Annotated in this window: 14 protein-coding genes and 1 tRNA gene; 7 read left to right on the forward strand and 8 right to left on the reverse strand. The window is 61.3% G+C overall.

Annotation, left to right across the window (positions count from 1 at the left end):
• Positions 1-9: 9 nt before the first annotated feature.
• Positions 10-1,140: a hypothetical protein gene (locus NQ492_RS14565; protein WP_015546010.1), complete on the reverse strand. Its 1,131-nt coding sequence runs from the start codon at positions 1,138-1,140 to the stop codon at positions 10-12.
• Between the two features lie 310 nt (positions 1,141-1,450).
• Here NQ492_RS14565 and NQ492_RS14570 point away from each other — a divergent pair, with 310 nt between their 5' ends.
• Positions 1,451-3,127 carry a DUF6377 domain-containing protein gene (locus NQ492_RS14570; protein ID WP_015546011.1) on the forward strand — a complete coding sequence of 559 codons (1,677 nt, stop codon included), beginning with the start codon at positions 1,451-1,453 and terminating at the stop codon, positions 3,125-3,127.
• A 91-nt stretch (positions 3,128-3,218) separates the two neighbouring features.
• Here NQ492_RS14570 and NQ492_RS14575 read toward each other — a convergent pair whose 3' ends face one another.
• The gene (locus tag NQ492_RS14575; protein WP_015546012.1) at positions 3,219-3,896 is read right to left on the reverse strand and encodes a potassium channel family protein; all 678 of its coding nucleotides are present in this window, start codon (positions 3,894-3,896) and stop codon (positions 3,219-3,221) included.
• A gap of 132 nt (positions 3,897-4,028) precedes the next feature.
• On the opposite strand from NQ492_RS14575, the gene NQ492_RS14580 reads away from it, so the two are divergent.
• Positions 4,029-4,102, forward strand: a tRNA-Met gene (locus tag NQ492_RS14580).
• Positions 4,103-4,203: 101 nt separating this feature from the next.
• On the forward strand, positions 4,204-4,812 hold the full coding sequence (gene def, locus NQ492_RS14585; protein ID WP_015546013.1) for a peptide deformylase: 609 nt from the start codon (positions 4,204-4,206) through the stop codon (positions 4,810-4,812).
• A gap of 14 nt (positions 4,813-4,826) precedes the next feature.
• On the opposite strand, the gene NQ492_RS14590 is transcribed toward def, so the two are convergent.
• From NQ492_RS14590 to NQ492_RS14600, 3 genes are all read right to left on the reverse strand, one after another.
• Positions 4,827-6,563: a ubiquinone-dependent pyruvate dehydrogenase gene (locus NQ492_RS14590; protein WP_015546014.1), complete on the reverse strand. Its 1,737-nt coding sequence runs from the start codon at positions 6,561-6,563 to the stop codon at positions 4,827-4,829.
• 134 nt (positions 6,564-6,697) lie between these two features.
• Positions 6,698-8,554, reverse strand: a complete 1,857-nt coding sequence (locus NQ492_RS14595) for a biotin/lipoyl-containing protein (protein ID WP_022062075.1) — start codon at positions 8,552-8,554, stop codon at positions 6,698-6,700.
• 157 nt (positions 8,555-8,711) lie between these two features.
• Positions 8,712-9,764, reverse strand: a complete 1,053-nt coding sequence (locus NQ492_RS14600; RefSeq protein WP_015546016.1) for an AI-2E family transporter — start codon at positions 9,762-9,764, stop codon at positions 8,712-8,714.
• Positions 9,765-10,129: 365 nt separating this feature from the next.
• On the opposite strand from NQ492_RS14600, the gene NQ492_RS14605 reads away from it, so the two are divergent.
• On the forward strand, positions 10,130-13,402 hold the full coding sequence (locus tag NQ492_RS14605; RefSeq protein WP_015546017.1) for a TonB-dependent receptor: 3,273 nt from the start codon (positions 10,130-10,132) through the stop codon (positions 13,400-13,402).
• Between the two features lie 58 nt (positions 13,403-13,460).
• Here the strand turns inward: NQ492_RS14605 and NQ492_RS14610 are convergent, their stop codons facing one another.
• Positions 13,461-14,063: an HAD family hydrolase gene (locus NQ492_RS14610; RefSeq protein ID WP_015546018.1), complete on the reverse strand. Its 603-nt coding sequence runs from the start codon at positions 14,061-14,063 to the stop codon at positions 13,461-13,463.
• 157 nt (positions 14,064-14,220) lie between these two features.
• On the opposite strand from NQ492_RS14610, the gene NQ492_RS14615 reads away from it, so the two are divergent.
• Positions 14,221-15,264: a DUF2776 family protein gene (locus NQ492_RS14615; protein WP_015546019.1), complete on the forward strand. Its 1,044-nt coding sequence runs from the start codon at positions 14,221-14,223 to the stop codon at positions 15,262-15,264.
• A gap of 130 nt (positions 15,265-15,394) precedes the next feature.
• Here the strand turns inward: NQ492_RS14615 and NQ492_RS14620 are convergent, their stop codons facing one another.
• Both NQ492_RS14620 and mscL read right to left on the reverse strand, forming a co-directional pair.
• Positions 15,395-17,611 (reverse strand): sodium-translocating pyrophosphatase, encoded by a 2,217-nt coding sequence (locus NQ492_RS14620; RefSeq protein ID WP_015546020.1) that lies wholly within the window; start codon positions 17,609-17,611, stop codon positions 15,395-15,397.
• A 120-nt stretch (positions 17,612-17,731) separates the two neighbouring features.
• Positions 17,732-18,220, reverse strand: a complete 489-nt coding sequence (mscL, locus tag NQ492_RS14625; RefSeq protein WP_015546021.1) for a large conductance mechanosensitive channel protein MscL — start codon at positions 18,218-18,220, stop codon at positions 17,732-17,734.
• Between the two features lie 171 nt (positions 18,221-18,391).
• Between mscL and NQ492_RS14630 the strand changes: the two genes are divergently transcribed.
• Both NQ492_RS14630 and NQ492_RS14635 read left to right on the forward strand, forming a co-directional pair.
• Complete coding sequence (locus NQ492_RS14630) at positions 18,392-19,843, forward strand: sodium:solute symporter (RefSeq protein WP_217727002.1); 1,452 nt, start codon at positions 18,392-18,394, stop codon at positions 19,841-19,843.
• Positions 19,833-22,820 (forward strand): golvesin C-terminal-like domain-containing protein, encoded by a 2,988-nt coding sequence (locus NQ492_RS14635; protein ID WP_259872995.1) that lies wholly within the window; start codon positions 19,833-19,835, stop codon positions 22,818-22,820. The genes NQ492_RS14630 and NQ492_RS14635 overlap by 11 nt, the downstream gene beginning before the upstream one ends.
• Positions 22,821-22,829 lie beyond the last annotated feature (9 nt).

Here is a 22,829-nt window from a genome sequence, read left to right on the forward strand (position 1 = left end):
TTTGGGTTTTTAGTGTCGCGGGGCATTCTGTTCCCAGGGGAGTTTGCCGAACAGGTCTTCGAAATCGTACCATTTCAGGCGCAGCACGTAGAGGTTGTCGATGAAGATGCGTGTGTTGCCGCTCTCCATCTCGTATTTGCCGGCCATCAGTTCCATGCGCGTGTTGCTCGTAAAGGGATTTTTGGGGTGGGAGAAGATGATGAACTCCTGCTGGGAGTTTTTCCACATGGCCGTCGGAAGCTCCGCGGCCGTGGGATCGAGGTGTCCCACACGGACGGTTTTCTCGGTGGTTCCGTCGGCGAACTGCCCGCCTCCCGTGATCCGCACGGTCAGTTCGTCGTTGTCTTTCGTGCCGTCGGCCGTCGCATAGGCGATGGCGTTGAAACGGACCATGGCGGCCGTGTCGTTCCGGATGCCCGGATCGTACGGGGTCAGCAGGTTGGCTCCGTGTCCGGCGTCGTCGCCGAGCTTGACGTAGCCGTTTTTGCCGTAGCAGTAGGCCGTGCCTCCCTCCTGTGCGGGCGTCGATTCCAGCCCCATTTTCTTCTGGTCGGCGGTCCAGCTGTCGATCGGCGTTTCGCCCCGGGTCTCCAGGGGTTCCGCCGAACCGTACTTCAGCCAGTCGAAGTTGCCCTCGTAATCTTTGGTGTATTTCGGGAATCCCTGCACCACGGCGATGAATTCATTGAGGAATTCGACGTCGGTGTGCAGCGAGATGCACCCTTTCCGTTCTACGTAGGACTCCGTGTGCGGGGTGATCAGCAGGACCAGTTCGTCGATTCCGGGCCTGACGCCGCGTTTGATTTCGTCGACGTTGAGCCACTCCTCGGCCGGCAGTTCTCCGGACTCTTCCTTTTCGCCTTCGAATCCGACCTGATAAGCCACATTGCTTCTGATATAGATGGATCTTTTGAACGGAGTGGCGTCCTGCTCTTTCGACGCTCTGACGGGGATGTGCAGGGTTCCCGTCAGCGCTTCTTCGAACTCGGGCGAGTTCGACCACTCGATGTGTTCCCTGCGGGAGTAGTCCTTGTCGTCGTCGCAGGCTGTGCCCAGAGATACCGTGCCGGTCAGCAGCAGTACCGCGATCAGCGGGGTGACGCTCCTCTTCGGGATTTTCAGAGATAGAGTTGTTCTCATAGCATTTAGGTTAATTGGTCTGAAAAAGTTTGGAAAATTTTAGCTAAATTTCGGGTGAATATTGAAAATATTTTCATTACAAAGATAGCCCTTAATAAATATGCGGAAAGGGCCTTGCGCGAAAATGTAAATGAATGTAAATCTTATCTTGTTTATTGTCAGCATGTTCGATTTTTGCACCCCCGTGCGTTATGTAAATGCTGAAACTTTGATATTTTACTTTTTAATACATTTGTAATACACAGGCCCTTTCTTCTGATTTGCTTTTGTGTTATTAAAACGCTATGTTTGCATTAAACCGAAACCTGAAATGAAAATCCTCCTTCTTGCCGCAGCGTTGTTCTCCGCGCTGTCCGCGGCTCCGGCTTCCCCGGGTGAAAAGACCGACCTGCAGGAGCTGTTCCGCAGTCTCGATCGCGTGATCGCCCGCAGCGGCGAGTACACGGCGCGGCGCGAATCCCGCATTGATTCGCTCAAGCGCGCTCTGACCCGCGACGGGCTTTCGCTGCGCGAGCGTTTCGACCTGACCGAGCGGCTCGCCGAAAATTACAACTCCTACCAGAGCGACTTCGCGCTTCTCTACCTCCGGCGAACTCTTGCGCTGGCCGAGGAGACCGGCGACAACGACCTGATCATGCGTGCCCGCTCCGGGATTGCGCTCTGTTACAGCCTGGGCGGACGTTTCTACGAGGCCGAGGAGATCTTGAGCGGCATCCGCGACACGGTGCACGTCAGCCGCCGGGCGCTGCAATCCTATTATGTCGCCCGGCATCGCATGAACCGCGAACTCTACGCCCTGACCGAGCCGGGCGAACGCCGCGACCTTTTCCGCCGGCGCGAGCACTATTATGCGGTCAGCGCGGCGGAAATCAGCGAGGACACCTTCACGAGCCTGTACTACGGGTATATGGATGCCATCGTCCGCAAGGACTGGTCCGAGGCTTCGACCCTCTGCGACAGCCTGCTGGTCTCGGTCCCTTCCGATTCCCACTCCTACGCCAAGGCCGCCAACCACAAGGCGCAGCTCGAGGGGAAGGCGGGGCGTCCCGACGAGGAACTCGCCTGGTTCATACGTTCGGCCATGGCCGACATCCAGTCCGCCGTGCGTGACCACGGGTCGCTGTGCGCCGTCTCCGAGGAGCTTTTCAACCGGGGCGACGTCGATCGGGCGATGGATTATATCCGCGTGGCGATCCGCGACACGCGTTTCTTCAACTCCCCGAGCCGCTCGTGGCGCGACATGGCCATCCTGCCGCAGATCGAGGCGGCTTACAGCGAGCGCAACGCCCGCCTGCACACGATGTACATCGTGCTGATTGTCGTCATCCTGCTCTTTTTCGTCTCGGCCGTCGCCGCGGGGCTTTACGTGCTGTCCCGCAACCGGAAGCTCTGCGCCGTGCAGCAAACCCTCCGCGAGTCGAACGACAAACTCAACGGCCTGGCCCGGATCCTGCGCGAGACGAACGACCGCCTGAGCGCGCAGAACCTCCGGATCGCCGATGCCAACCGGATCAAGGAGGTCTATATCGGGGGCTTTCTCCAGACGATTTCGGAATATATCAACAAACTCTCGGGTACGTATCAGTATGTCAACAAGATGCTGCGCGACGACCGGATCGCCGAACTTCGCCGCGAATGCGCCCGCAGCAACATCCGCAACGACGAGCTGAAGGAGTTCTATGCGCTTTTCGACAAGACCTTCCTCGGGCTTTTTCCCTCGTTCATCGACGAGATGAACGGCCTGCTTGCCGACGAGGCCCGCACCGAGGGGCGTCACGACGGCGAGCTGACCACCGTGCTGCGCATCTACGCGCTGATCCGCCTGGGCATCACCGACACGGCGACCATCGCCGCGCTGCTGCACTGTTCGATCCGCACCGTCTACAACTACCGCTCGTTCACCCAGCGGCACTCGCGGCCCGACGTCGGCGACCTGGAACAGCGTGTGCAGCTGATCGGGTTGAACGGGATCGCCGCCCGGTCCTGACGGAGCCGCGTGTGCCGAAAAGCGTAAAATAACGCTGTTCCGGCAATTTTAACCTCCCGGCCGTAACAACGGCCGGGAGGTTTACAGAAGGCTACTCCCCCTTCTTATGGGTGTACTCCTGCAGGACATAGGTCGTGAAGATCGGAAAGAACATCATGCCCAACGACGGAAGCAGCACGCAGAAGACCTTGCCGACGGCCGTGACGGGGAAAATCTCCGCACCGACGGTCGTGACGTTCATCCACGCCCACCAGAGCGCATTGCCGAAGCCGTGGAGCTTGGGATTGACGAGCACCTCGTAGTCGTAGAACACCAGCCCGGAGATATAGGTAAAGACGACGACGGTGAAGATATAGGCGAAAAAGAGCCTCCGCATCCTGTTTTCGGAGACCAGCCACCGCACGATGATCACCATGGCCAGGAAGGCCCGGAGCAGCGGGATAAGCCCGACGAGCACGCCCCAGTCGTGGGTCATGCCGACGCCGCTCCACACCAGGATGTTCAGGTAGGGAACGGAAAGCAGCAGGAACGGCAGGTTGCGCCAGAAAAAACGGCCCGGACGTTCGGCAGCGGCCCAGCGGACGAAGAAATCGCACAGGAAAACGAGGCAGACGACGAACTGGATCGCAAGATAGGTGCGGGACATGTGGACATGGTCGCCGGCGATGATCTCCCACGAGAGGGCCACGAGGAGCACCAGTCCGGCGATGAGTTTGACAACACCGAGCGCATCACGGATTCCGGCACGCGCCGATTGGGTAAGAGACATAGATTGCGGTTTTTCCGTAGCGCGCTCAAAATCAATGCCACAACCCGGAATCATAAATTTTACGGCGTTTTTTTGCCGAAAGATTTTGCACGATTGAAAATTTCTATTACCTTTGCACTCGCTTTCAGCAATGGCGGGTTAGCTCAGCTGGTTAGAGCGCATGATTCATAATCATGAGGTCCCGAGTTCAAGTCTCGGACCCGCTACGGAAGGAAACGGAGGTCTAAACGATCTCCGTTTTTTCGTTATCCGGAAAAACCCGGGCGAATTACCGGGAAAAGGCATATTCACAGAAACAGCGGCTATCATGGAAAAGAAAACGATACTGGCGGCCTGCGCGGCCGCAACGCTGGCGTTCGCCGGATGCTCCGGAGGGTTCAGCGCCGCAGAGGAGGAGACCATTCACGCCGGAAAGGGAGAAATCATGCGCATACTGACCGTCGGAAACCCGGCCGACTCGCTCGTCCTGCGTCAAAAGGCCGCTCCGGTGACCGGGCGGATGCTGCGGACAGACGACTACGCCGTCCTGCGCCGCAGGATGCTCGCGACGGTGCAGGACCCGCAGAACACGGGCGTAGGCATCGCCGCCCCGCAGGTGGGGATTCTCCGGCGGATGATCGCCGTGCAGCGTTTCGACAAGCCCGGAGAGCCGTTCGAATTCTACCTGAACCCGGAGATCGTCGAATCGTCGGCCGAAACCGCCCCGGGACGGGAAGGATGTCTCTCGATTCCGGGATTAGCGGGCACGGTGGTGCGGGCGCAGCGGATCGTATTGCGCTACCCCGACGAGCGGTTCGCCGAAAAAACGGAGACGATCGACGGATTCACGGCCGTAATCTTCCAGCACGAAACAGACCATCTCGACGGAATTCTCTACACCGACCGGACGGACGAAGCCCCCACGCCGGAAGAGTAGCCTCGCCGCACCGGTCAGACCAGTTCGCAGAGGTGTTTCAGATTGCTCGTGGCCGTGGCGACGACCTCGCCGGCGCGGCCTGAAAGAATCAGCCGGGTCATCGCCAGCGCAAAGCCCTTCATCTGCCCGAATTCGACCTTCGGGGGCATCGCCAGCGCATTGGGGTCGGTCCGGACATTCACCAGGACGGGACCCGGAGTGTCGAAGGCCTCGGCCAGCACCTCCGCCACGCTGTCGGGCGAATCAGCCGTGAATCCCCGGATGCCCATGGCCCGGGCAATGGACTCGAAATCGGGATTGCACATGTCGGTCTGCCAGTCGGGAAGCCCCGAGACCTCCATTTCCAGCTTCACCATCCCCAGCGAACGGTTGTCGAAGACAACGATCTTCACCGGGAGCTTATACTCCACGATCGTCGCCAGGTCGCCCAGCAGCATCGAGAGTCCCCCGTCGCCGCACAGCGCCACGACCTCCTGCCCGGGCCGCGCGAAGGCCGCGCCGATCGCCATGGGAAGGGCATTGGCCATCGAGCCGTGGTTGAACGAACCGAGCATCCGGCGGCGGCCCGTGGCGCGCAGGTAACGCGCACCCCACACACAGCACATGCCCGTATCGACGGTGAAGATCGCGCTGTCGGAAGCCAGCGTGTCGATCAGCGTCGCCACGTATTCGGGAGCGATATTGCCCGCACTTCCCCGCTTCGAGGCCACAGCGGCCATGTCGTCGCACAAGGCGCCGTAGATTTTCAGCTGGCGGTCGAGGAACACCCTATCGGAGCGTTCGCGCAGCATCGGGAACAGGGCCTGCAAGGTCTCCTTCACATCTCCGGCAAGCCCCAGTTCGACCCGGGCGCGGCGGCCGATGCGCTCGGGACGGATGTCCACCTGCGCGATACGGCACTCCGAGGGCAGAAAACAGTCGTAGGGGAAATCCGTGCCCAGCAACAGCAGCAGGTCCGATTCGTGCATGGCTCCGTAGGCCGAAGGAAGGCCCAGCAGACCCGTCATGCCGATCTCATACGGATTGTCGTACTGCACCTCCATCTTCGCCTTGAAAGTATATGCCACGGGAGCCTTGAGCATCGCGGCGAGCCGTACGACCTCGTCGTGGGCCTCGCGGGCGCCGATGCCGCAGAAAACCGTGATGCGTTCGGCCGAACCGATCATTTCGGCCAGCTGCCGCAGTTCGCCGTCGAGCGGACGGTAGATGCCGTGCGACGGCAGAGGTCCCGAGGCCCCGGGACTTTCGGCGCAGGGACTGGCCGCCACATCGCCCGGAAGTCCCACTACGGCAACCTCACGCCGGTGAATCGCATGCTGCAAAGCCGCCGGAAGCATCCGCGCGAACTGCGCGGGAGTAACGGCCATCTGGTTGTAACCGCTGCAATCGTCGAAAAGGCGGATCGGATCGGTCTCCTGGAAATAACCCGTGCCGAACTGGTCGGAGGGACAGGTCGAGGCGATGGCCAGCACCGGGCAATTGCTCCGGTGGGCGTCGTAGAGTCCGTTGATCAGGTGGACATGTCCCGGGCCGCTGCTGCCCGCGCAGCAGGCGATGCCGTTGAGTTCGGATTCGGCCGCTGCTGCGAAGGCCCCGCTCTCCTCGTGGCGCACGTGAACCCACCGGACGGTTCCGGCGCGACGTACGGCGTCGTTGACTTCGTTCAGGCTGTCGCCCGTCACGGCGTAGATGTGGCGGATACCCGCCCGGCAAATGGTTTCGACCAGCTGGTCGGCTACTTTCTTTCCCATAATATCGGCATTTTCAACTGTTTGCATCGTCGCGGAAGCATCCAAGATCAATACCAAAGCCACCGAAAAAAAGTTCCGTCCGCAACGCATTCGGGCGCTGCGGACGGAATGGCGTCCGGAAAGAATGGATCGTGTTATTCGATCTCCATCAGAACGGCGTCGGTAGCCACGGTCTGCCCCTGACGGACCAGAATCTGCTTGACCGTACCGGCGAAATCGCTCGTGATGGCGTTCTCCATCTTCATCGCTTCGAGAACGGCGACCTCCTGTCCGGCCTTCACCGCGTCGCCGACCTTCACTTTGAGTTCGATGATGCGGCCCGGCAGCGGAGCCGTCACGACGTTGCCCGTGATCACGGCCTGCGTCTCTCCGGCGGGCGTCTCCCCGGCCTTGGCGGCAGGTTCGGCCGGCTTCGAAGCCTCGTAGGCCTTCACCTTCATATTGGTCAGGAACGTCTTGGCGACCAGCGGGAACAACTCCAGCAGCAGCACCTCCTTTTCATCGGCGGCGAGCTTCACGCCTCCGGCTTCGGGAAGCTCGGGATTGGGCTGCATCTGGTATTTCGAGGTGTCGTAGGGAGTCTCCTCGCGCACGCCGCAGATCTTGAACCGGAACTCGGGGTCGATCTTCACCGGCGTCTTGCCGTACTCGCCCTTCACGAGGCCCACGAACTGCGACGACTTGTTGGTGTACATCGGACGTCCGGCCTTCTCGTCGAGGGCGCAGTTGACGGCCTGCGCACCCACGATCTGCGAGGTGGGGGTCACCAGCGGCGGCAGACCCGCGGCCAGGCGCACCGAAGGGATCAGCTCCATGGCGCGGGGCAGGATCTCCTCGGCCTTGAGCTGCTTGAGCTGGGCCACCATGTTCGAATACATGCCGCCGGGAATCTCGGCCTTCTGCACCAGTTCGTTCGGAGCCGGGAAGCCGAAATAGGCCTCGATCTTGCGGCAGGCGTCGATCGTGGCGTTCTCGTCGTCGTGCTGCGCCGCGGCGATCGCCCGGTCGAACAGGGCGTCGATCTCGGCGGGAAGCGTGTCGGTCACCGGGTTGAACGCCTTCGGCTCGGGTTTCTCGACGCCGAAGACCGACTGGTTCAGCTCCTTGCGGATGTCCCGCAGCTGGGTGTTGATCTTGGCCACGGCCTCCATGTTCACGCCCGTTTCGATGCCCAGCTTCTTGCAGAAAACATGGATCAGCTCGATGGCCGGGGCGCCCGTGCCTTCGGCGAAGTACCAGCAGTTGGTGTCCACGACGTCGACCCCGGCGATGATGGCCGAAAGCACCGAAGCCAGTCCGTAGCCCGGCGTGCAGTGGGTATGGAAATCGACGGGAACCGAAAGGTTCTTCTTCAGCAGGCGCACCAGCGTGGCGACGCGGCGCGGCGGAATCAGACCCGACATGTCCTTGATGGTGATCATGTCGGCGCCCAGTGCGGCCATCTGGCGGGCCTTGTCGAGGAAATAGGCGTCGGTGAAGACCGGTTTGGGGGCCGATTTGCCCGTCAGCCTGGCCCAGAAACCCGGTTCGGGGTATTTCGGGTCCACGGTGTAGCAAACCGCACAGTCGGCGATGCCGCCGTACTGCTTGACGTATTTGACGGTCGATTTCACGTTGTCGACGTCGTTCAGGGCGTCGAAGATCCGCATGATGCCCAAACCGCTCCGGATCGAGTTGCGGCAGAAGCCGTCGATGATTTCGTCCGTATAGGGCGAGTAGCCGAACAGGTTGCGGCCGCGCGAAAGGGCCGTGAGTTTCGAGACATCGCCCACTGCCTTGTGGATGGTTTCGAGGCGCGTCCACGGATTCTCGTCGAGATAACGCATCACCGAGTCGGGGACGGCGCCGCCCCACACCTCCATCGCATAGAAATTGGCATCTTTGTAGAACGGCAGGCAGCGGTCGATCTGCTCCTGGTTCATACGCGTTGCGAAGGACGACTGCTGGCCGTCACGCAACGTAAGGTCTCTGATTTTGAGATTTCTCGCCATTTTATAATATCATTTAAGGGTTCTTTGGCACGAATCCATTGTTATTCGAATAACAAAGGTAATAAACCCTCACGAATATGCAACTTTTTTCCGGGGAATTTTCAGGAAAAACGCCCCGGCCGCTTTCTTTCCGTAAAAAAGACGGGAAACAGAACGATCATCCGCCCGATCTGCCGCCGGGCTGGAACAGTTCCCGGTCGGGAAGCCCGTCGAGGTATCTGCGTTTGAAGACATTGACGCAGAAGACAAACATCGCCAGCATCAGCGGCCCGAAGATGACGCCCATAAAGCCGAAGAGCGACAGACCGATGAAGACCCCGAAAATGGTGATGAGCGGGTGTACGTCGGCCATCTTCTTCTGCATGACCATCCGCACGAGGTTGTCCACCTGCGTGACGACCAGCGTGCCGTACATCACCAGCCCGACGCCCTGCCCCCAGTTGCCGTCGAGGCTCATGTAGGCCGCCAGCGGAAGCCACACGAGGGCCGTGCCGACGATGGGCAGAATCGTGGCGAAGCAGGTCAGCACGCCCCAGAAAAGCGGCTCGGGAACGCCGAAGGCCAGGTAACCGACATAGGCCACCACGCCCTGCGAGACGGCCAGCAGCGGAATGACGATGGCGTTCGAGCGCACGATCATGTGGATTTCGCGCATCACGCTGCGCGCCGCGCGGCGGTCGAACGGCAGGATTTCGCGGCAGTAAGTCTCCATGCGCAGGCCCCCGATCAGCATGAAATAGAGCACGAAGAGCAGCACGACGAGGTTGACGGCGAAATTCACGATGCCGCCCACGAGCCACTGCCCCGCCCTGGGAAGGTAGCCCAGCACCGATTGCAGGTTGCTCTCGGACCAGAGGTCGTAGCCGGTTTTCTGCTGGATGAGTCCGGCGACGTGCCGGACGGGCGTGATGACCGACTGCGGATCAAGGGCCACGCCCTGGATTTTGTCGACGACCATCCAGACGATCAGGCTGATCGGAACGAGGAAGAAGAAGATCGCCTCGCCGAGCAGCAGCGACGCCGCAAGGCTCCGCCGCCACCGCCGCCGTTCGCTCAAGAACCACATCTGACGCCGCAGCAGCACGTAGATCGTCACGGCCCCCAGCAAGCCGCCCAGAAACGGCGTCAGCTCGGCGAAGATCGTGAGACCCAGCCCCGCGATAAGCACGAAAAGCGAATAACGCCAGTATTTTTCACGCACCGAAAGCATACCCCGGCCCCGCGCAAGGAACGTGCCGCAGGCTTCCGGACCGGGAGGCCGGAATGTTGAAATATCGTCGACTGAAAATTTGCGCTATTCTATTGCGGCTCACAAATATTTGATATATATTTGCGTCATGGAAAGAATGGCCGAAATCGTCTGCACAGACACCCCGGAAATGAGTTCCCACGATTGGCGAAAAGCTCTTTCAGGACACACATACGACTGACGAGGGATGTTCCTGCAACAGGAATGTCTCTCGCCGTTTTCTCAAAACGGCCGAATCCGGAAACCGAAACGCCGCGAAAAAGGAAACAAACGATCCATCTACAACGAAACCCAAAAAAATCCCTTATTCACAAAAACCAACGTTTATGAAGAAATTTTTCCTTCTCATGCTCTCGGTCTTCGCATTTTGCGCAGCCGATGCGCAGGTGACGACTTCGGGAATGAACGGCACGGTGACCGACGCCGACGGACAGCCGCTCGCCGGCGCCACGGTCATCGCCGTGCACACCCCTTCGGGCACGCAGTACGGCGCCGTGAGCGACAAGAACGGCGGCTACAACCTGCAAGGACTGCGCACGGGAGGTCCCTACACGGTGACCTTCTCGTTCGTGGGCTGCCAGAGCGTCGAATTCCCGGGACTGATGCTGTCGCTGGGCCAGACCCTCAAGCGCGACGCTTTCCTCAAGGACAGCCAGCAGCTCGAAGCCGTGGTCATCACGGCCGACGGCAAGAACAGTTCGATGAACGTCAACCGCGCAGGGGCGGTCACCAGCATCTCCAACGAGCAGATCGAACTGATGCCTACGGTCAACCGCAGCATGAACGACATCATGCGCCTCACGCCGCAGGCCTCGTCGACCACCTCGGGACTGGCCATCGGCGGCGGCAACTACCGCCAGTCGTACGTGACGGTCGACGGCGCGGCGTTCAACAACATGTTCGGCATCGGCGGCAACCTGCCCGCAGGCGGTTCGCCCATTTCGCTCGACGCGCTGGAGCAGGTGTCGGTGTCGATAACCCCCTTCGACGTGCGCCAGAGCGGATTCACGGGCGGAGCGATCAACGCCGTCACCAAGTCGGGAACCAACGACCTGAAGGTCTCGGCCTACCTCTACTCCAAGAGCGACCAGCTCCAGGGCGACAAGTACGACGGCGGCAAACTGTCGCTGAGCGAGATGCGGAACAACACGCTCGGATTCAGCGTCGGCGCCCCGATCGTCAGGAACAAGCTCTTCGTGTTCGCCAACTTCGAGCGCGAGTGGAACACCACGCCGGGCAACTCCCGGCTGGCCCGCACGAGCGAAAGCCAGGATTTCGGCAAAGCCCTGCAATACAACCGCCCGACGACCGCGAAACTCGACGAGATGAGCCGGTTCCTGATCGACAACTACGGCTACAACCCCGGCGCCTACCAGAACTATTCGGTGAAGACGCCCGGCTACAAGCTCATGGCACGCGTGGACTGGAACATCAACCGCAACCACGCGCTGAACGTGCGGTTCAGCCGGACGCAGAACAAGTATTCGTCGGCCCCGTCGTCGTCCATTTCGCCGCTCAACGCCGGCAAAGTGTACGACAAGGACGTTTACGGCCGCACCTCGGTCTACGCCATGTATTTCGGAAATTCGCGCTACTATCAGGAGCAGAACTTCACGTCGGTGGCCGCCGAACTCAACTCCCGCTTCATGGACAGCCGCCTGACGAACACGCTTCGCTACACCTATTCGCACCAGTACGAGCCGCGCAGCTACGACGGCGGCATCTTCCCGACGGTGGACATTCTGGAGCCTGCCGAGAACGGCGCGAGCGCCCTGTACGCCTCGTTCGGACTCGATCCCTTCACCGAAGGCAACCTGCGCGAAGTGTCGACGCACATCCTAACCGACGAGATCGGCTACACGCTGGGCAAGCACCGGCTGGTGGCCGGTTTGCAGTTCGAGCACAACCTGACCACGAACGGCTACTTGCAGGGCGGCGCGGGATACTACGTCTACGAAAGCTGGGACGACTTCAAGAACGACAAGGCCCCGCTGGCGTTCCGCATCGCACACGGCAACAACGACGCATTGTCGCAGGCGTTCCCCCAGTTCTCCCACATGCAGTACTCGGTCTACCTGCAGGACGAGATCAACGTGAGCGAACGTTTCAAGGCGACGGTCGGAGTGCGTTTCGAGGTTCCGGTCTATCCGTCGATCTCGGGCAACGAAAATAAGGACTTTACGGAGATCTTCGCCGACCACGGCGGCTACAAGACCTCGGATATGCCCAAGGCGCGTCTGTCGGTGGCCCCCCGCGTGGGCTTCAACTGGGACATGACCGGCGAGCGCAAGTATATCCTCCGCGGAGGTACGGGCGTGTTCAACGGCCGCCTGCCGTTCGTATGGCTCGTATCGGTGGCCGGAAACAGCAACACCATCCAGAACGGACTCACGCTTTACAGAAACGAAAAGGGCGACAACATGCCCAAATTCCACACCAATGTCAAAGACATGCTGGAAGACGTGTACAAGGGAACCTACAAGGGACATGACCTGGCGGCCAACACGCAGCCGACCATTCTGGACAAGAACCTCAAAATGCCTTCGACGTGGAAAAGCTCGCTGGCGCTGGACCTGAAACTTCCGGGCGACGTCAACCTCAATATCGAGGGGATCTACAACAAGGACTTCAACTCGGTGACCGTCACCAAACTCGGCATGGTCGAGAAAGAGGGCGGCATCCGGCTCCCGGGCGAACCCGAGGCGCGCACCTATTGGGAAAGCGGCAATATCAGGAATAAGGACGGCGAGACCGTCAATCCCTACCTGATCAACAACACCGACGACGTGGACGGCTACTACGCTTCGGTCTCGGCGCAGGTGTCGAAAACCTGGGGCTTCGGTCTCTCGCTGACGGCGGCCTACACCTATTCGAGCGCCAAGAACGTGATCGACGGCATCGGCGATCAGGTGACCTCGGCATTCAGCACCAACACGTTCAACAAGAACGGTTCGAACGTGCCCGAACTGGGTTACGCATCCTACGTGTCGCCCCACCGCATCCTGCTCAACGTCGGCTACCGCCTCGCGCACAAGAGCGGCGCGTCGAACTTCGGGCTTTACTACGAGGCGTTCCGCCAGGGATATATCGGTTCGTACTCCTATTCGCGCTACTCCTACACGATGTACGTGCAGAGCGGCAAGTACCAGAACCCCGTGACGAATGACCGCGGCGCGGTGAACCTGATCTACATTCCGACCCGCGAGGAACTCGACGGCATGCCGTTCACGTCGGACGAGAACAGGGAGGAGTACTGGAAATTCATCCGGAACGACGACTATCTCTCGAAGCACACCGGCGAATACTCGAAGCGCGGCGGCGCCGTGATGCCCTGGCAGCACATGCTGAACTTCCGCTTCTCGCAGGACTTCTACGTCAACGTCAAAGGCCGGCGCAACACGATTTCGCTGGGACTCGATGTCAACAACATCGCCAACATGCTCAACCGCGACTGGGGCAACGTCAAACGGATCAGCACGACCAACATCCTGAAATACGAGAACGGCGCCTACACGTTCAACGAACCCACATGGTCGAAGTACGCCGGCACGATTTCGACCTGGTCGGCGATGTTCAGCATCCGCTACACCTTCAACTGATCTCCCGGAAGAGGCTCAAAAAGGAAGAGACCGGTTTGCGCCGGTCTCTTTCTTTTGTTTATATGCAGTCCGATTGCAACAACCGCCGGCGCAGGGCGTCGCACGCCGCGTCGGGATCGCGGTGATCGAAGACGAAGCCGTGAATGCCCAGAGCGGCGGCCGCCTCGATGTTCATCTCCCGGTCGTCGATGAAAAGCGTCTCGGAAGGGGTCAGGCCATAGCGTTCGAGCAGAATCTCGTAGATGCGCGGCTCGGGTTTCACGGTGTGCTCCTCGCAGGAGACCACCTCGCCGTCGAAAAGCCCGTAGACGGGGAAGCGGCGCAGGAAGTCGATGAACTCGCGCGACATGTTCGAAAGCACGTAGAGCCGATAGCCCGCCGCTTTCAGGTCGCCGACGAGCCGTTCGGTCGGCTTCACGGGTTCCTGCAGGTCGACGGCCAGCCGAAGGACGGCGGCGCAGGTCTCCACGGGGCGGCCGGTCATCCCGCTGATGGTGGCGGTCACCTCTTCGAGCGTCGACGTGCCGCGGTCGTACTCCTCCCAGAAGAGCGGCATGCGCGGGGCGCGGAGAAAACTGAAAAATTCGAGCAGTTCGGGGGTGCACTTGCTTTTATCACGGGCGAAAAGGACTCCGCCAAGGTCAAAAACGATGTTTTTCATAGGGACAAAGATACTAAAAAGTCGAATGGGGCGCAACACAAAATCGCGCACAACTCCGTAAAACCTTCCGACTGGTAAAAGGATCGTTACGCCCCCAAAGATACGAAAAATTTTGTTGGTGCGGGATTTGCAGGGTGTCCGGAAAACAATCAAGCCTATGAATCACGGTATAAGCATCCTTTTCCGCGCCATTCCGCTCGCAATGGCCGCCTTCTGCTTCGCTTACGGAGCCTATATTTTCGCGGCCGGAACCGACGCGGCTCGTCTGACGGCAGGTCCCGTCGTCTTCTACCTCGGGTCCATCTGCATCGCGCTCTACTGCACCGCCGCAACGATCATCCGCCAGATCATCGGGACCTACACGGCGGCGGCGAAGTACCTCTTCCCGGCGATCGGCTACACGTTCGCCATGCTGACGCTCATTAGCGGCGCATTCATCATCGCCTCGCACTGGCCCGGCGCGCTGGTCACCGGACACGTCGTCTGCGGACTGGGGCTGATCACGGCCTGCGTGGCCACGGCGGCGACCTCGTCGACACGCTTCAGCCTGATTCCCAAAAACTCCGCCGACGACTCCTTCTCGGTCAACCCGGCCGGATTCACCCGCGCCGAGTCGTCGCTGCTGATCTTCATCGTCTCGGCAATCGCCGCCATCGCCTGGGTCTGGTGCATCCTGCTCTATGTGCGCGGAACGCTTCCGGCACACATCGTCGCCGGGAGCGTGATGTTCGGAATCGCCTGCGTCTGCACGTCGCTCATCGCGCTGGTCGCCAGCATAGCCCGCCAGGCCCGCGGCAGCTACACGATGGCCGAGAAAGGCAAATGGACGGGACTCGTGCTGACGATGGGTTCGCTGGCATTCGTGCTGGGGCTGATCCTGATTTTCGCCTATTGGGATCATCCGATCAACTTCGTGGGATTCGTGCTGATCGGTCTGGCGCTGATCTGCTGGAGCATTTCGAGCAAGGTGATTCTGCTGGCGAAAATCTGGCACGCCGACTTCCCGCTGGCCAACCGCATTCCGATCATCCCCGTGCTGACGGCGCTGGCATGCCTGTTCCTCGCGGCGTTCCTCTACGAGGAGGCCGCATTCCAGGCCAAATTCTTCGTCCCGGCGCGTGTGCTGTCGGGATTCGGCGCCATCTGTTTCACGCTCTACTCCATCGTCTCGATCCTCGAAAGCGGAACGTCGAAAAAATAAAAGGACAAAAGACTTTATTCGATTTTGGAGACGCAGATTTGTGCTTAAACGAAGCGGGGCACGGATGGGTAGTATCGGAATACGTCCCATTCGTGCCCTGCGAGCGCAAGTGCGAAGATGCCCTATAAAATCAGAATAAATGGAAGGCGACCGTAAGCCCCGCCATCACGATCGCGACCATCGACATCAGTTTGATGAGAATGTTGAGCGACGGACCCGACGTATCCTTGAAGGGATCGCCGACCGTATCGCCCACGACCGTGGCCCGGTGGCAGTCGGAACCCTTGCCGCCGAAGTGCCCCTCCTCGACCATCTTCTTGGCATTGTCCCAGGCGCCCCCGGCATTGGCCATGAAGACCGCCAGCACGAAACCGGAACTCAATCCGCCGACCAGAAGGCCCATTACGCCCGCCACCCCGAAGACCAGTCCGACAACGACCGGAGCGGCGATGGCCAGCAGGCTCGGAAACAGCATCTCACGCTGCGCACCGCGGGTCGAAATGGCGACGCAGCGCGCGTAGTCGGGCGTTCCCTCGCCCGTGAGGATGCCCTTGATCTCGCGGAACTGGCGGCGCACCTCCTCGACCATGCTCTGCGCGGCGCGGCCCACGGCGTTCATCGTCAGCCCGCAGAAGAGGAACGACATCATCGCGCCGATGAAGACGCCGATCAGCACCGTGGGGTTCATCAGCGACACGCGGTAATATTCCATGAAATCGAGAATCGAGGCGTCCTGCACGAAGCGCATCGTCCCGTCGGACATTTCGAGCATCGTCACCCCGTTGTGGATCAGACCGATGCGGATCTCCTCGATATAGGAGGCCAGCAGCGCGAGGGCCGTCAGGGCCGCCGATCCGATGGCGAAGCCCTTGCCCGTGGCGGCCGTGGTGTTGCCCAGCGCGTCGAGCGCGTCGGTGCGTTTGCGGACCTCGGGGCCGAGGCCGCTCATCTCGGCATTGCCGCCCGCATTGTCGGCGATAGGGCCGTAGGCGTCCGTGGCCAGCGTGATGCCCAGCGTCGAGAGCATGCCCACGGCCGCGATGCCGATGCCGTAGAGACCCATCGACATATTCTGCGGAGCCATCATATTCTCGATGTCGAAGCCGATGGCGCAGAGGTAGGCAAGGATGATCGCCACGCCGATCGTCACGACGGGGATGGCCGTGGAGATCATTCCCGAGCCGATGCCGGCGATGATGACCGTCGCAGGGCCTGTCTGGGCGCTCCCGGCGATCTTCTGCGTCGGTTTATAAGAATGGGAGGTGAAGTATTCCGTGGCCTGCCCGATGACGATGCCCGCCACGAGGCCCGTGATGACCGAGAACGAGAGTCCGACCCAGTTCTCGACGCCCAGCAGGCAGAGGATGCCGAACGTGGCGGCGGCGATCAGCAGCGAGCTGAAATTGACGCCCACGCCCAGCGAACGGAGCAGTTCGCGCATCGTGGCCCCCTCCTTCGTGCGCACGAGGAAGATGCCGAGGATCGAGAGCAGGATGCCCACCGCGGCGATCAGCATCGGGGCCATCACGGCCTTGATCTGCAACGCCTCGGAACCGGCCGAGGAGAAGGCCGCAGCGCCCAGCGCCGCCGTGGCGAGGATCGAACCGCAGTAGCTCTCGTAAAGGTCGGCGCCCATGCCGGCCACGTCGCCCACGTTGTCGCCCACGTTGTCGGCGATGGTCGCGGGATTGCGCGGATCGTCCTCGGGGATGCCCGCTTCGACCTTGCCCACCAGGTCGGCGCCCACGTCGGCCGCCTTGGTGTAGATGCCGCCGCCGACACGCGCGAACAGAGCCTGCGTCGAGGCGCCCATGCCGAAGGTCAGCATCGTCGTGGTGATGACCACGAGCTTCTGCGGCCCGGCGACCTCGACGAAATGGTTCAGAATGACGTACCAGAACGAAATGTCGAGCAGGCCGAGGCCCACGACCACCAGTCCCATCACCGCACCGCTGCGGAATGCGACCTTCAGGCCGCGGTCCAGCGACTGCCGCGCGGCATTGGCCGTACGGGCCGAAGCGTAGGTCGCGGTCTTCATGCCGAAGTAGCCCGCAAGCCCCGAGAAAAAGCCGCCGGTGATGAAGGCGAAGGGAACCCAGCCGTTCTGCACCCCGGCGCCGTAGGCCAGCCAGGCGAAAAACAACGCCAGCACCGCGAAGACGATGCCGACGACCTTGTACTGCTGGCGCAGGTAGGCCATGGCGCCCTTGCGCACGTGCGCGGCGATCTCGCGCATGCGCGGCGTACCCTCGTCCTCGCGCTTCATCAGGCGGTAAAACGCCCATGCGAAGGACAGGGCGACGACGGACGCGGCAGGCACGATCCAGAAAATCGAAGGAATGTTCATATCATAAATTATAGTTAGTTGGTTGTATGCCTCTGCAAACTAATCAAGTAAGGTGAAAACAAATATAAGAAAATATCCCGGCCATGAAGGCCGGGCTGTTTCGTTCCGGGATTTTCTCGCTTATTTCTTCTGCTCTTTCAGCAGGTCGCGGATTTCGGTGAGCAGCAGCTCCTCTTTCGTCGGTGCGGGCGGTTCGGGAGCGGGAGCCGGAGCCTCTTCCTTTTTCTTCATCAGCCGGTTCATCAGCTTGACCATCAGGAACACGCAGAGCGCCAGGATCGTGAAATCCACGCACTGCTGGATGAATGCGCCGTAGTTCCAGTAGATCGGTTCTGCCGCTGCGGCAGCCTGCGCGGGATCGCCTCCTCCGGTCACCATGTCGCCCACGGAGTGCATGGCGTTCGACGTCACGTCGCGGACTTTCGAGATGTCGAGCCGCAGCTGCGAGAAGTCGGTGTTTCCGATCAGCGCGCCGATGGGCGGCATCAGGATGTCGTTCACGAGCGACGATACGATTTTGCCGAACGCGCCGCCGATGATCACGCCGACGGCCATGTCCATTACGTTGCCTTTGAGGGCGAACTCCTTGAATTCTTTGAGAAATGCCATATCGTTTAAGGGTTTGATGTATAATTAGTAGCAAAAATAACTGTTTTTTCCGGAAATCCAATAAGACATACGATCTTCCGCATCCTGTTTTCGGGTTTATAAAATCCGCGCCTACCCGCCTTCGTGTCCGTCTTTTTTTATACCTTTGTAATTCGAACCCAAATACAAGTTATGACTCCTGCCGCCGTTACCGCCACCGTCCTGGGCTACATAGCCGTCCTTTTCGCCGTCGCATGGGCCTCGGGCCGCCGTGCCGACAACGCCGGCTTCTTCACCGGCAACCGCCGCACCCCGTGGTACATGGCGGCTTTCGCCATGATCGGCGCCGCGATGTCGGGCGTGACCTTCATTTCGGTCCCCGGCTCGGTCGCCGCCGACTCGTTTTCCTACATGCAGATGGTCGCGGGCTTCACGGTGGGGCAGCTGATTGTGGCTTTCGTCCTGATTCCCACGTTCTACCGCCTGCGGGTCGTCTCGCTCTACGAGTACCTCGATAACCGTTTCGGCGTAAAGTCACACCGCACCGGGGCGTGGTTTTTCTTCATTTCGAAGATGCTGGGCGCCGCGCTGCGCGTCTATGTGGTCTGTGCCGTGATGCAGCTGCTGGTCTTTTCGCACTACGGCTTCCCGTTCTGGGGCAACGCCCTCGTCACGATGTTTTTCGTCTGGCTCTACACCCGGCAGGGCGGCGTCAAGTCGCTGATCTGGACCGATACGCTCAAGACTTTCTGCCTCGTGGCGAGCCTCGTGCTGTCGATCGTCTTCATCATGCGGGGGCTGGGTCTCTCGTTCGCCGATACGGCCCGCGAGGTTTCCGCTTCGCCCATGTCGCGCATTTTCTTCTTCGACGATCCCGCTTCGGGCCGCTATTTCTGGAAAATGTTCGCCGCGGGTATCGTCCTGCTGGTGGCCATGACCGGACTCGATCAGGACATGATGCAGCGCAATTTGAGCTGCGCCACGCCGCGCGACTCGCAGAAGAACATCGTGCTGACGGCTGTGAGCCAGATTTTCGTGATCTTTCTGTTCCTCGTGCTGGGCGTGCTGCTCTATTTGTACATGGAGCGCAGCGGCATGGCCGCACCCGCCAAGAGCGATCAGGTCTTTTCGCTGGTCGCTGTCGAAGGCGGATTGCCGCTTATCGTTGGCATTCTGTTTGTTGTAGGACTTATTTCAAGTACTTATTCAGCTGCCGGGTCGGCCCTCACGGCTCTCACGACCTCTTTCACGGTGGATATGCTCGAAGGCACGAAACGCTATGGCGACGCACGCCTCACGCGCATCCGCCGCGGGGTCCACGTGGCGATGGCGCTCGGGATGGCCGGCGTGATCCTGGCCTTCGAGTACTGGGCCGACGACAGCGTCATCAATCTGGTCTACAAGGTCGCCAGCTATACCTACGGTCCGATTCTGGGCATGTTCGCCTTCGGGATGTTCACGCGTCTGAAGGTCCGCGACCGCTGGATGCCGCTGGTGGCCCTCGCGGCCCCGGCATTGAGTGCGCTGGTGCAGTGGTGGGCGCTGAAGACCTGGGATTATCAGATTGGTTTCGAACTGTTGATTTACAATGCCGCCTTTACGATGATCGGCATGCTGCTGCTTGTGAAACGCCATGAAAAATAAGGTTTTATACACTCTTATCTCACTCTTTGCTTTAGGTAATGTCTCCGCCGCGGAAATCGGTTCCGCGACGCGGCAGGAGATCGGCCGGACCCTTTCGCGCATCGTTTCGCGCGAGGTGACGAGCGGTTACCAGAAACCGGAGCCGATCACCGTGCGCGTTCAGGCCGTCAAGGCCTCGCGCAGCCGGGTGCGGATCTACGCCACGGCGGCGTTGGCCAACTATCCCTTCCGCGAGGAGAACCTGCGGGCCATGCGCGACTCGGTGCGCGCCCTGCTGCCGCATGAGTTCCGTAAGGCCGCCGTCGAACTTTACACCGACGGTCGTGAGGCCTCCGAGTTGATTCCGCTGGCCTGCCGCAACGCCACGCAGCTGCGCAAAGCGGTCGATAAGAAGAAGATCGTGCTTTTCACCAACCGCTCCGGGCGTCCGCTCGTGACGCGCCTTTCGGCTCCCGAGACCCCCGGACGGGGACTTTCGGGACGCCATATCGCCCTGTGGCAGAGCCACGGACGCTATTTCGACCAGACGGAGAACCGCTGGAAATGGCAGCGTTCGGCGCTCTGGCAGACCTGCGAGGACCTCTATACGCAAAGTTATGTCTTGCCGTACCTGGTTCCGATGCTCGAAAACGCCGGGGCATGCGTGCTGCTGCCGCGCGAACGCGACGTGCAGAAATACGAAGTGCTGGCCGACAACGACGCCGCCGGGCAGTATGCGGAGGAGGGGGCGTGGGAGAGCGGCGGCGCGGGCTTCGCGCACCTCCGGCAGGTCTATCATACGGGCGAAAATCCCTTCCGCGACGGCACGACGCGCCGTGTGCGTACCGTGACCGGCGGGGCCACGGGCCGTGCCGTGTGGCAGGCCGACATTCCCGAGCGGGGCGAATATGCGGTTTATGTGAGCTACGAATCGACGCCCGAAAGCGCCGACGACGCGCATTATACGGTCCGCCACCTCGGCGGCGAGACCTCGTTTGCCGTCAATCAGACGATGGGCGGCGGGACGTGGATTTACCTCGGGCGTTTTCCCTTCGCCGCCGGACGGCAGGAGGTCGTGACCCTTTCGAACCGTTCGCGGACGGGCGGGCGCATCGTCTCGGCCGACGCGGTGAAGATCGGCGGCGGCTACGGCAACGTGGCCCGCACGTCCTGCGACTCGCTGCGCCTGCCCGGCGCGGAGCATGCCGGGGAGACCAGCGGTTACCCGCGTTTCTGCGAGGGTGCGCGCTACTGGCTTCAGTGGGCGGGATTTCCGGAAGAGGTCTATACGCCGAAAAACAACACCGACGACTACAAGGACGACTACATGTCGCGCGCCCATTGGGTCAATGCCCTGATGGGCGGTTCGGAGCGTCTGCCCGACTCCGCGGGGCTGCGCATTCCGGTCGACATGGCGCTGGCGTTCCACTCCGACGCCGGGGTGCGCGACGGCGACGGCATCATCGGCACGCTGGGCATCTTCTTCACCCGCGAGAACAAGGGCAAATTCCAGGGCGGGGCCGACCGCTACCGTTCGCGCGACCTGACGGACCTCGTGCAGACGCAGATCGTCGAGGATATCCGCCGCACCTGCGAACCGGCCTGGAGCCGCCGCGGGATGTGGAACCGCGCCTACTACGAAGCGCGCGTGCCGGGCGTCCCGACGATGCTGCTCGAACTCTTGTCGCACCAGAATTTCGCCGACATGCGCCTGGGGCACGACCCGCGCTTTAAGTTCCTCGTGAGCCGGGCTGTTTACAAGGGTATCCTGCGTTATGTCAGTTCGCAATACGATCTGCCCTATGTGGTCCAGCCGCTGCCGGTCGAGGCTTTCGCCGCGGAATTCGCCGGCGCCGGCGAGGTCGCGCTCTCGTGGAGCCCGGCGATGGACCCGCTCGAAGCGACCGCCGCGCCGACGGGCTATGTGGTCTACACGCGCGTGGACGACGGCGGTTTCGACAACGGCCGCTATGTCGACAAACCCCGCCTGACCGTCCGGCAGGAACCGGGGCGCACGTACAGTTACCGGGTCACCGCCGTCAACGAGGGCGGCGAGAGCTTCCCGAGCGAGACGCTCGCGGCCTGCCGCGTGCCCGACGAAAAGGGCTGCGTGCTGATCGTCAACGGGTTCGACCGCGTGAGCGCCCCGCAGAGCGAACGGAACGATTCGCTGGCCGGATTCCGCATGGACCTCGACGGAGGCGTTGCCGACCGGCAGGACATCGCCTTCATCGGAGCGCAGCGCGTCTTTGACCTCGCGCAGGCCCGCTGCAACGTCGACAGCGTCGCCCTCGGGGCCTGCGCGTGCGACTGGGAGACCGACGTGATCGGCGGCAATACGTTCGACTATCCGGCCCTGCACGGGCGTTCCGTCGCGGCGGCGGGCTACTCGTTCTGCTCGGCGTCGGCCCGGGCCGTGGAGCGGGGCGAGGTGTCGCTCGAAGCCTATCCGGCCGTCGACCTGATCCTGGGCAAGCAGCGCACCACGCCGCTGGGCCGCGGTGTGTGCGAGGCGGCCTTCCGGACCTTTCCGCCGGAGTTGCAGGCCGTCCTGCGGCGTTATCTGGCCGGCGGCGGAGGGCTTTTTGCATCGGGAAGCTACGTGGCGGCCGACCTCTGGGCCGAAGGGACCCCGGAGGAGGGGCGCGCGTTCGCCCGGGAGGTGCTCCGCATCGACTCCGACGGGGGACATCCCTCGGACCGCGGACGGGTGCGGGTTATGACTTCGGACGCGTCGTTTTCGCGCGGCGAATACCGCTTCAATACCGAGTACCGCCGCGACCGTTACGTCGTCGAGCGGGCCGATGCGCTGAAGCCCGCGGGTGCGGGGGCTTTAGCCGTGATGCGTTACGACGACAGCGGCCGCACGGCGGCCGTGGCCTGCGATGCCGGAGGACGGACTTTCGTCGCGGGGTTCCCCTTCGAGTCGATCCCCGACGGCGTGCAGCGCGACCGGCTGATGCGCGACGTGCTGCGGTTTTTGTTTTCCGATAAATAAAATGGAAGC

Origin of the sequence: Alistipes shahii WAL 8301, assembly GCF_025145845.1 — a bacterium.
GTDB classification, from domain to species: Bacteria; Bacteroidota; Bacteroidia; order Bacteroidales; family Rikenellaceae; genus Alistipes; species Alistipes shahii.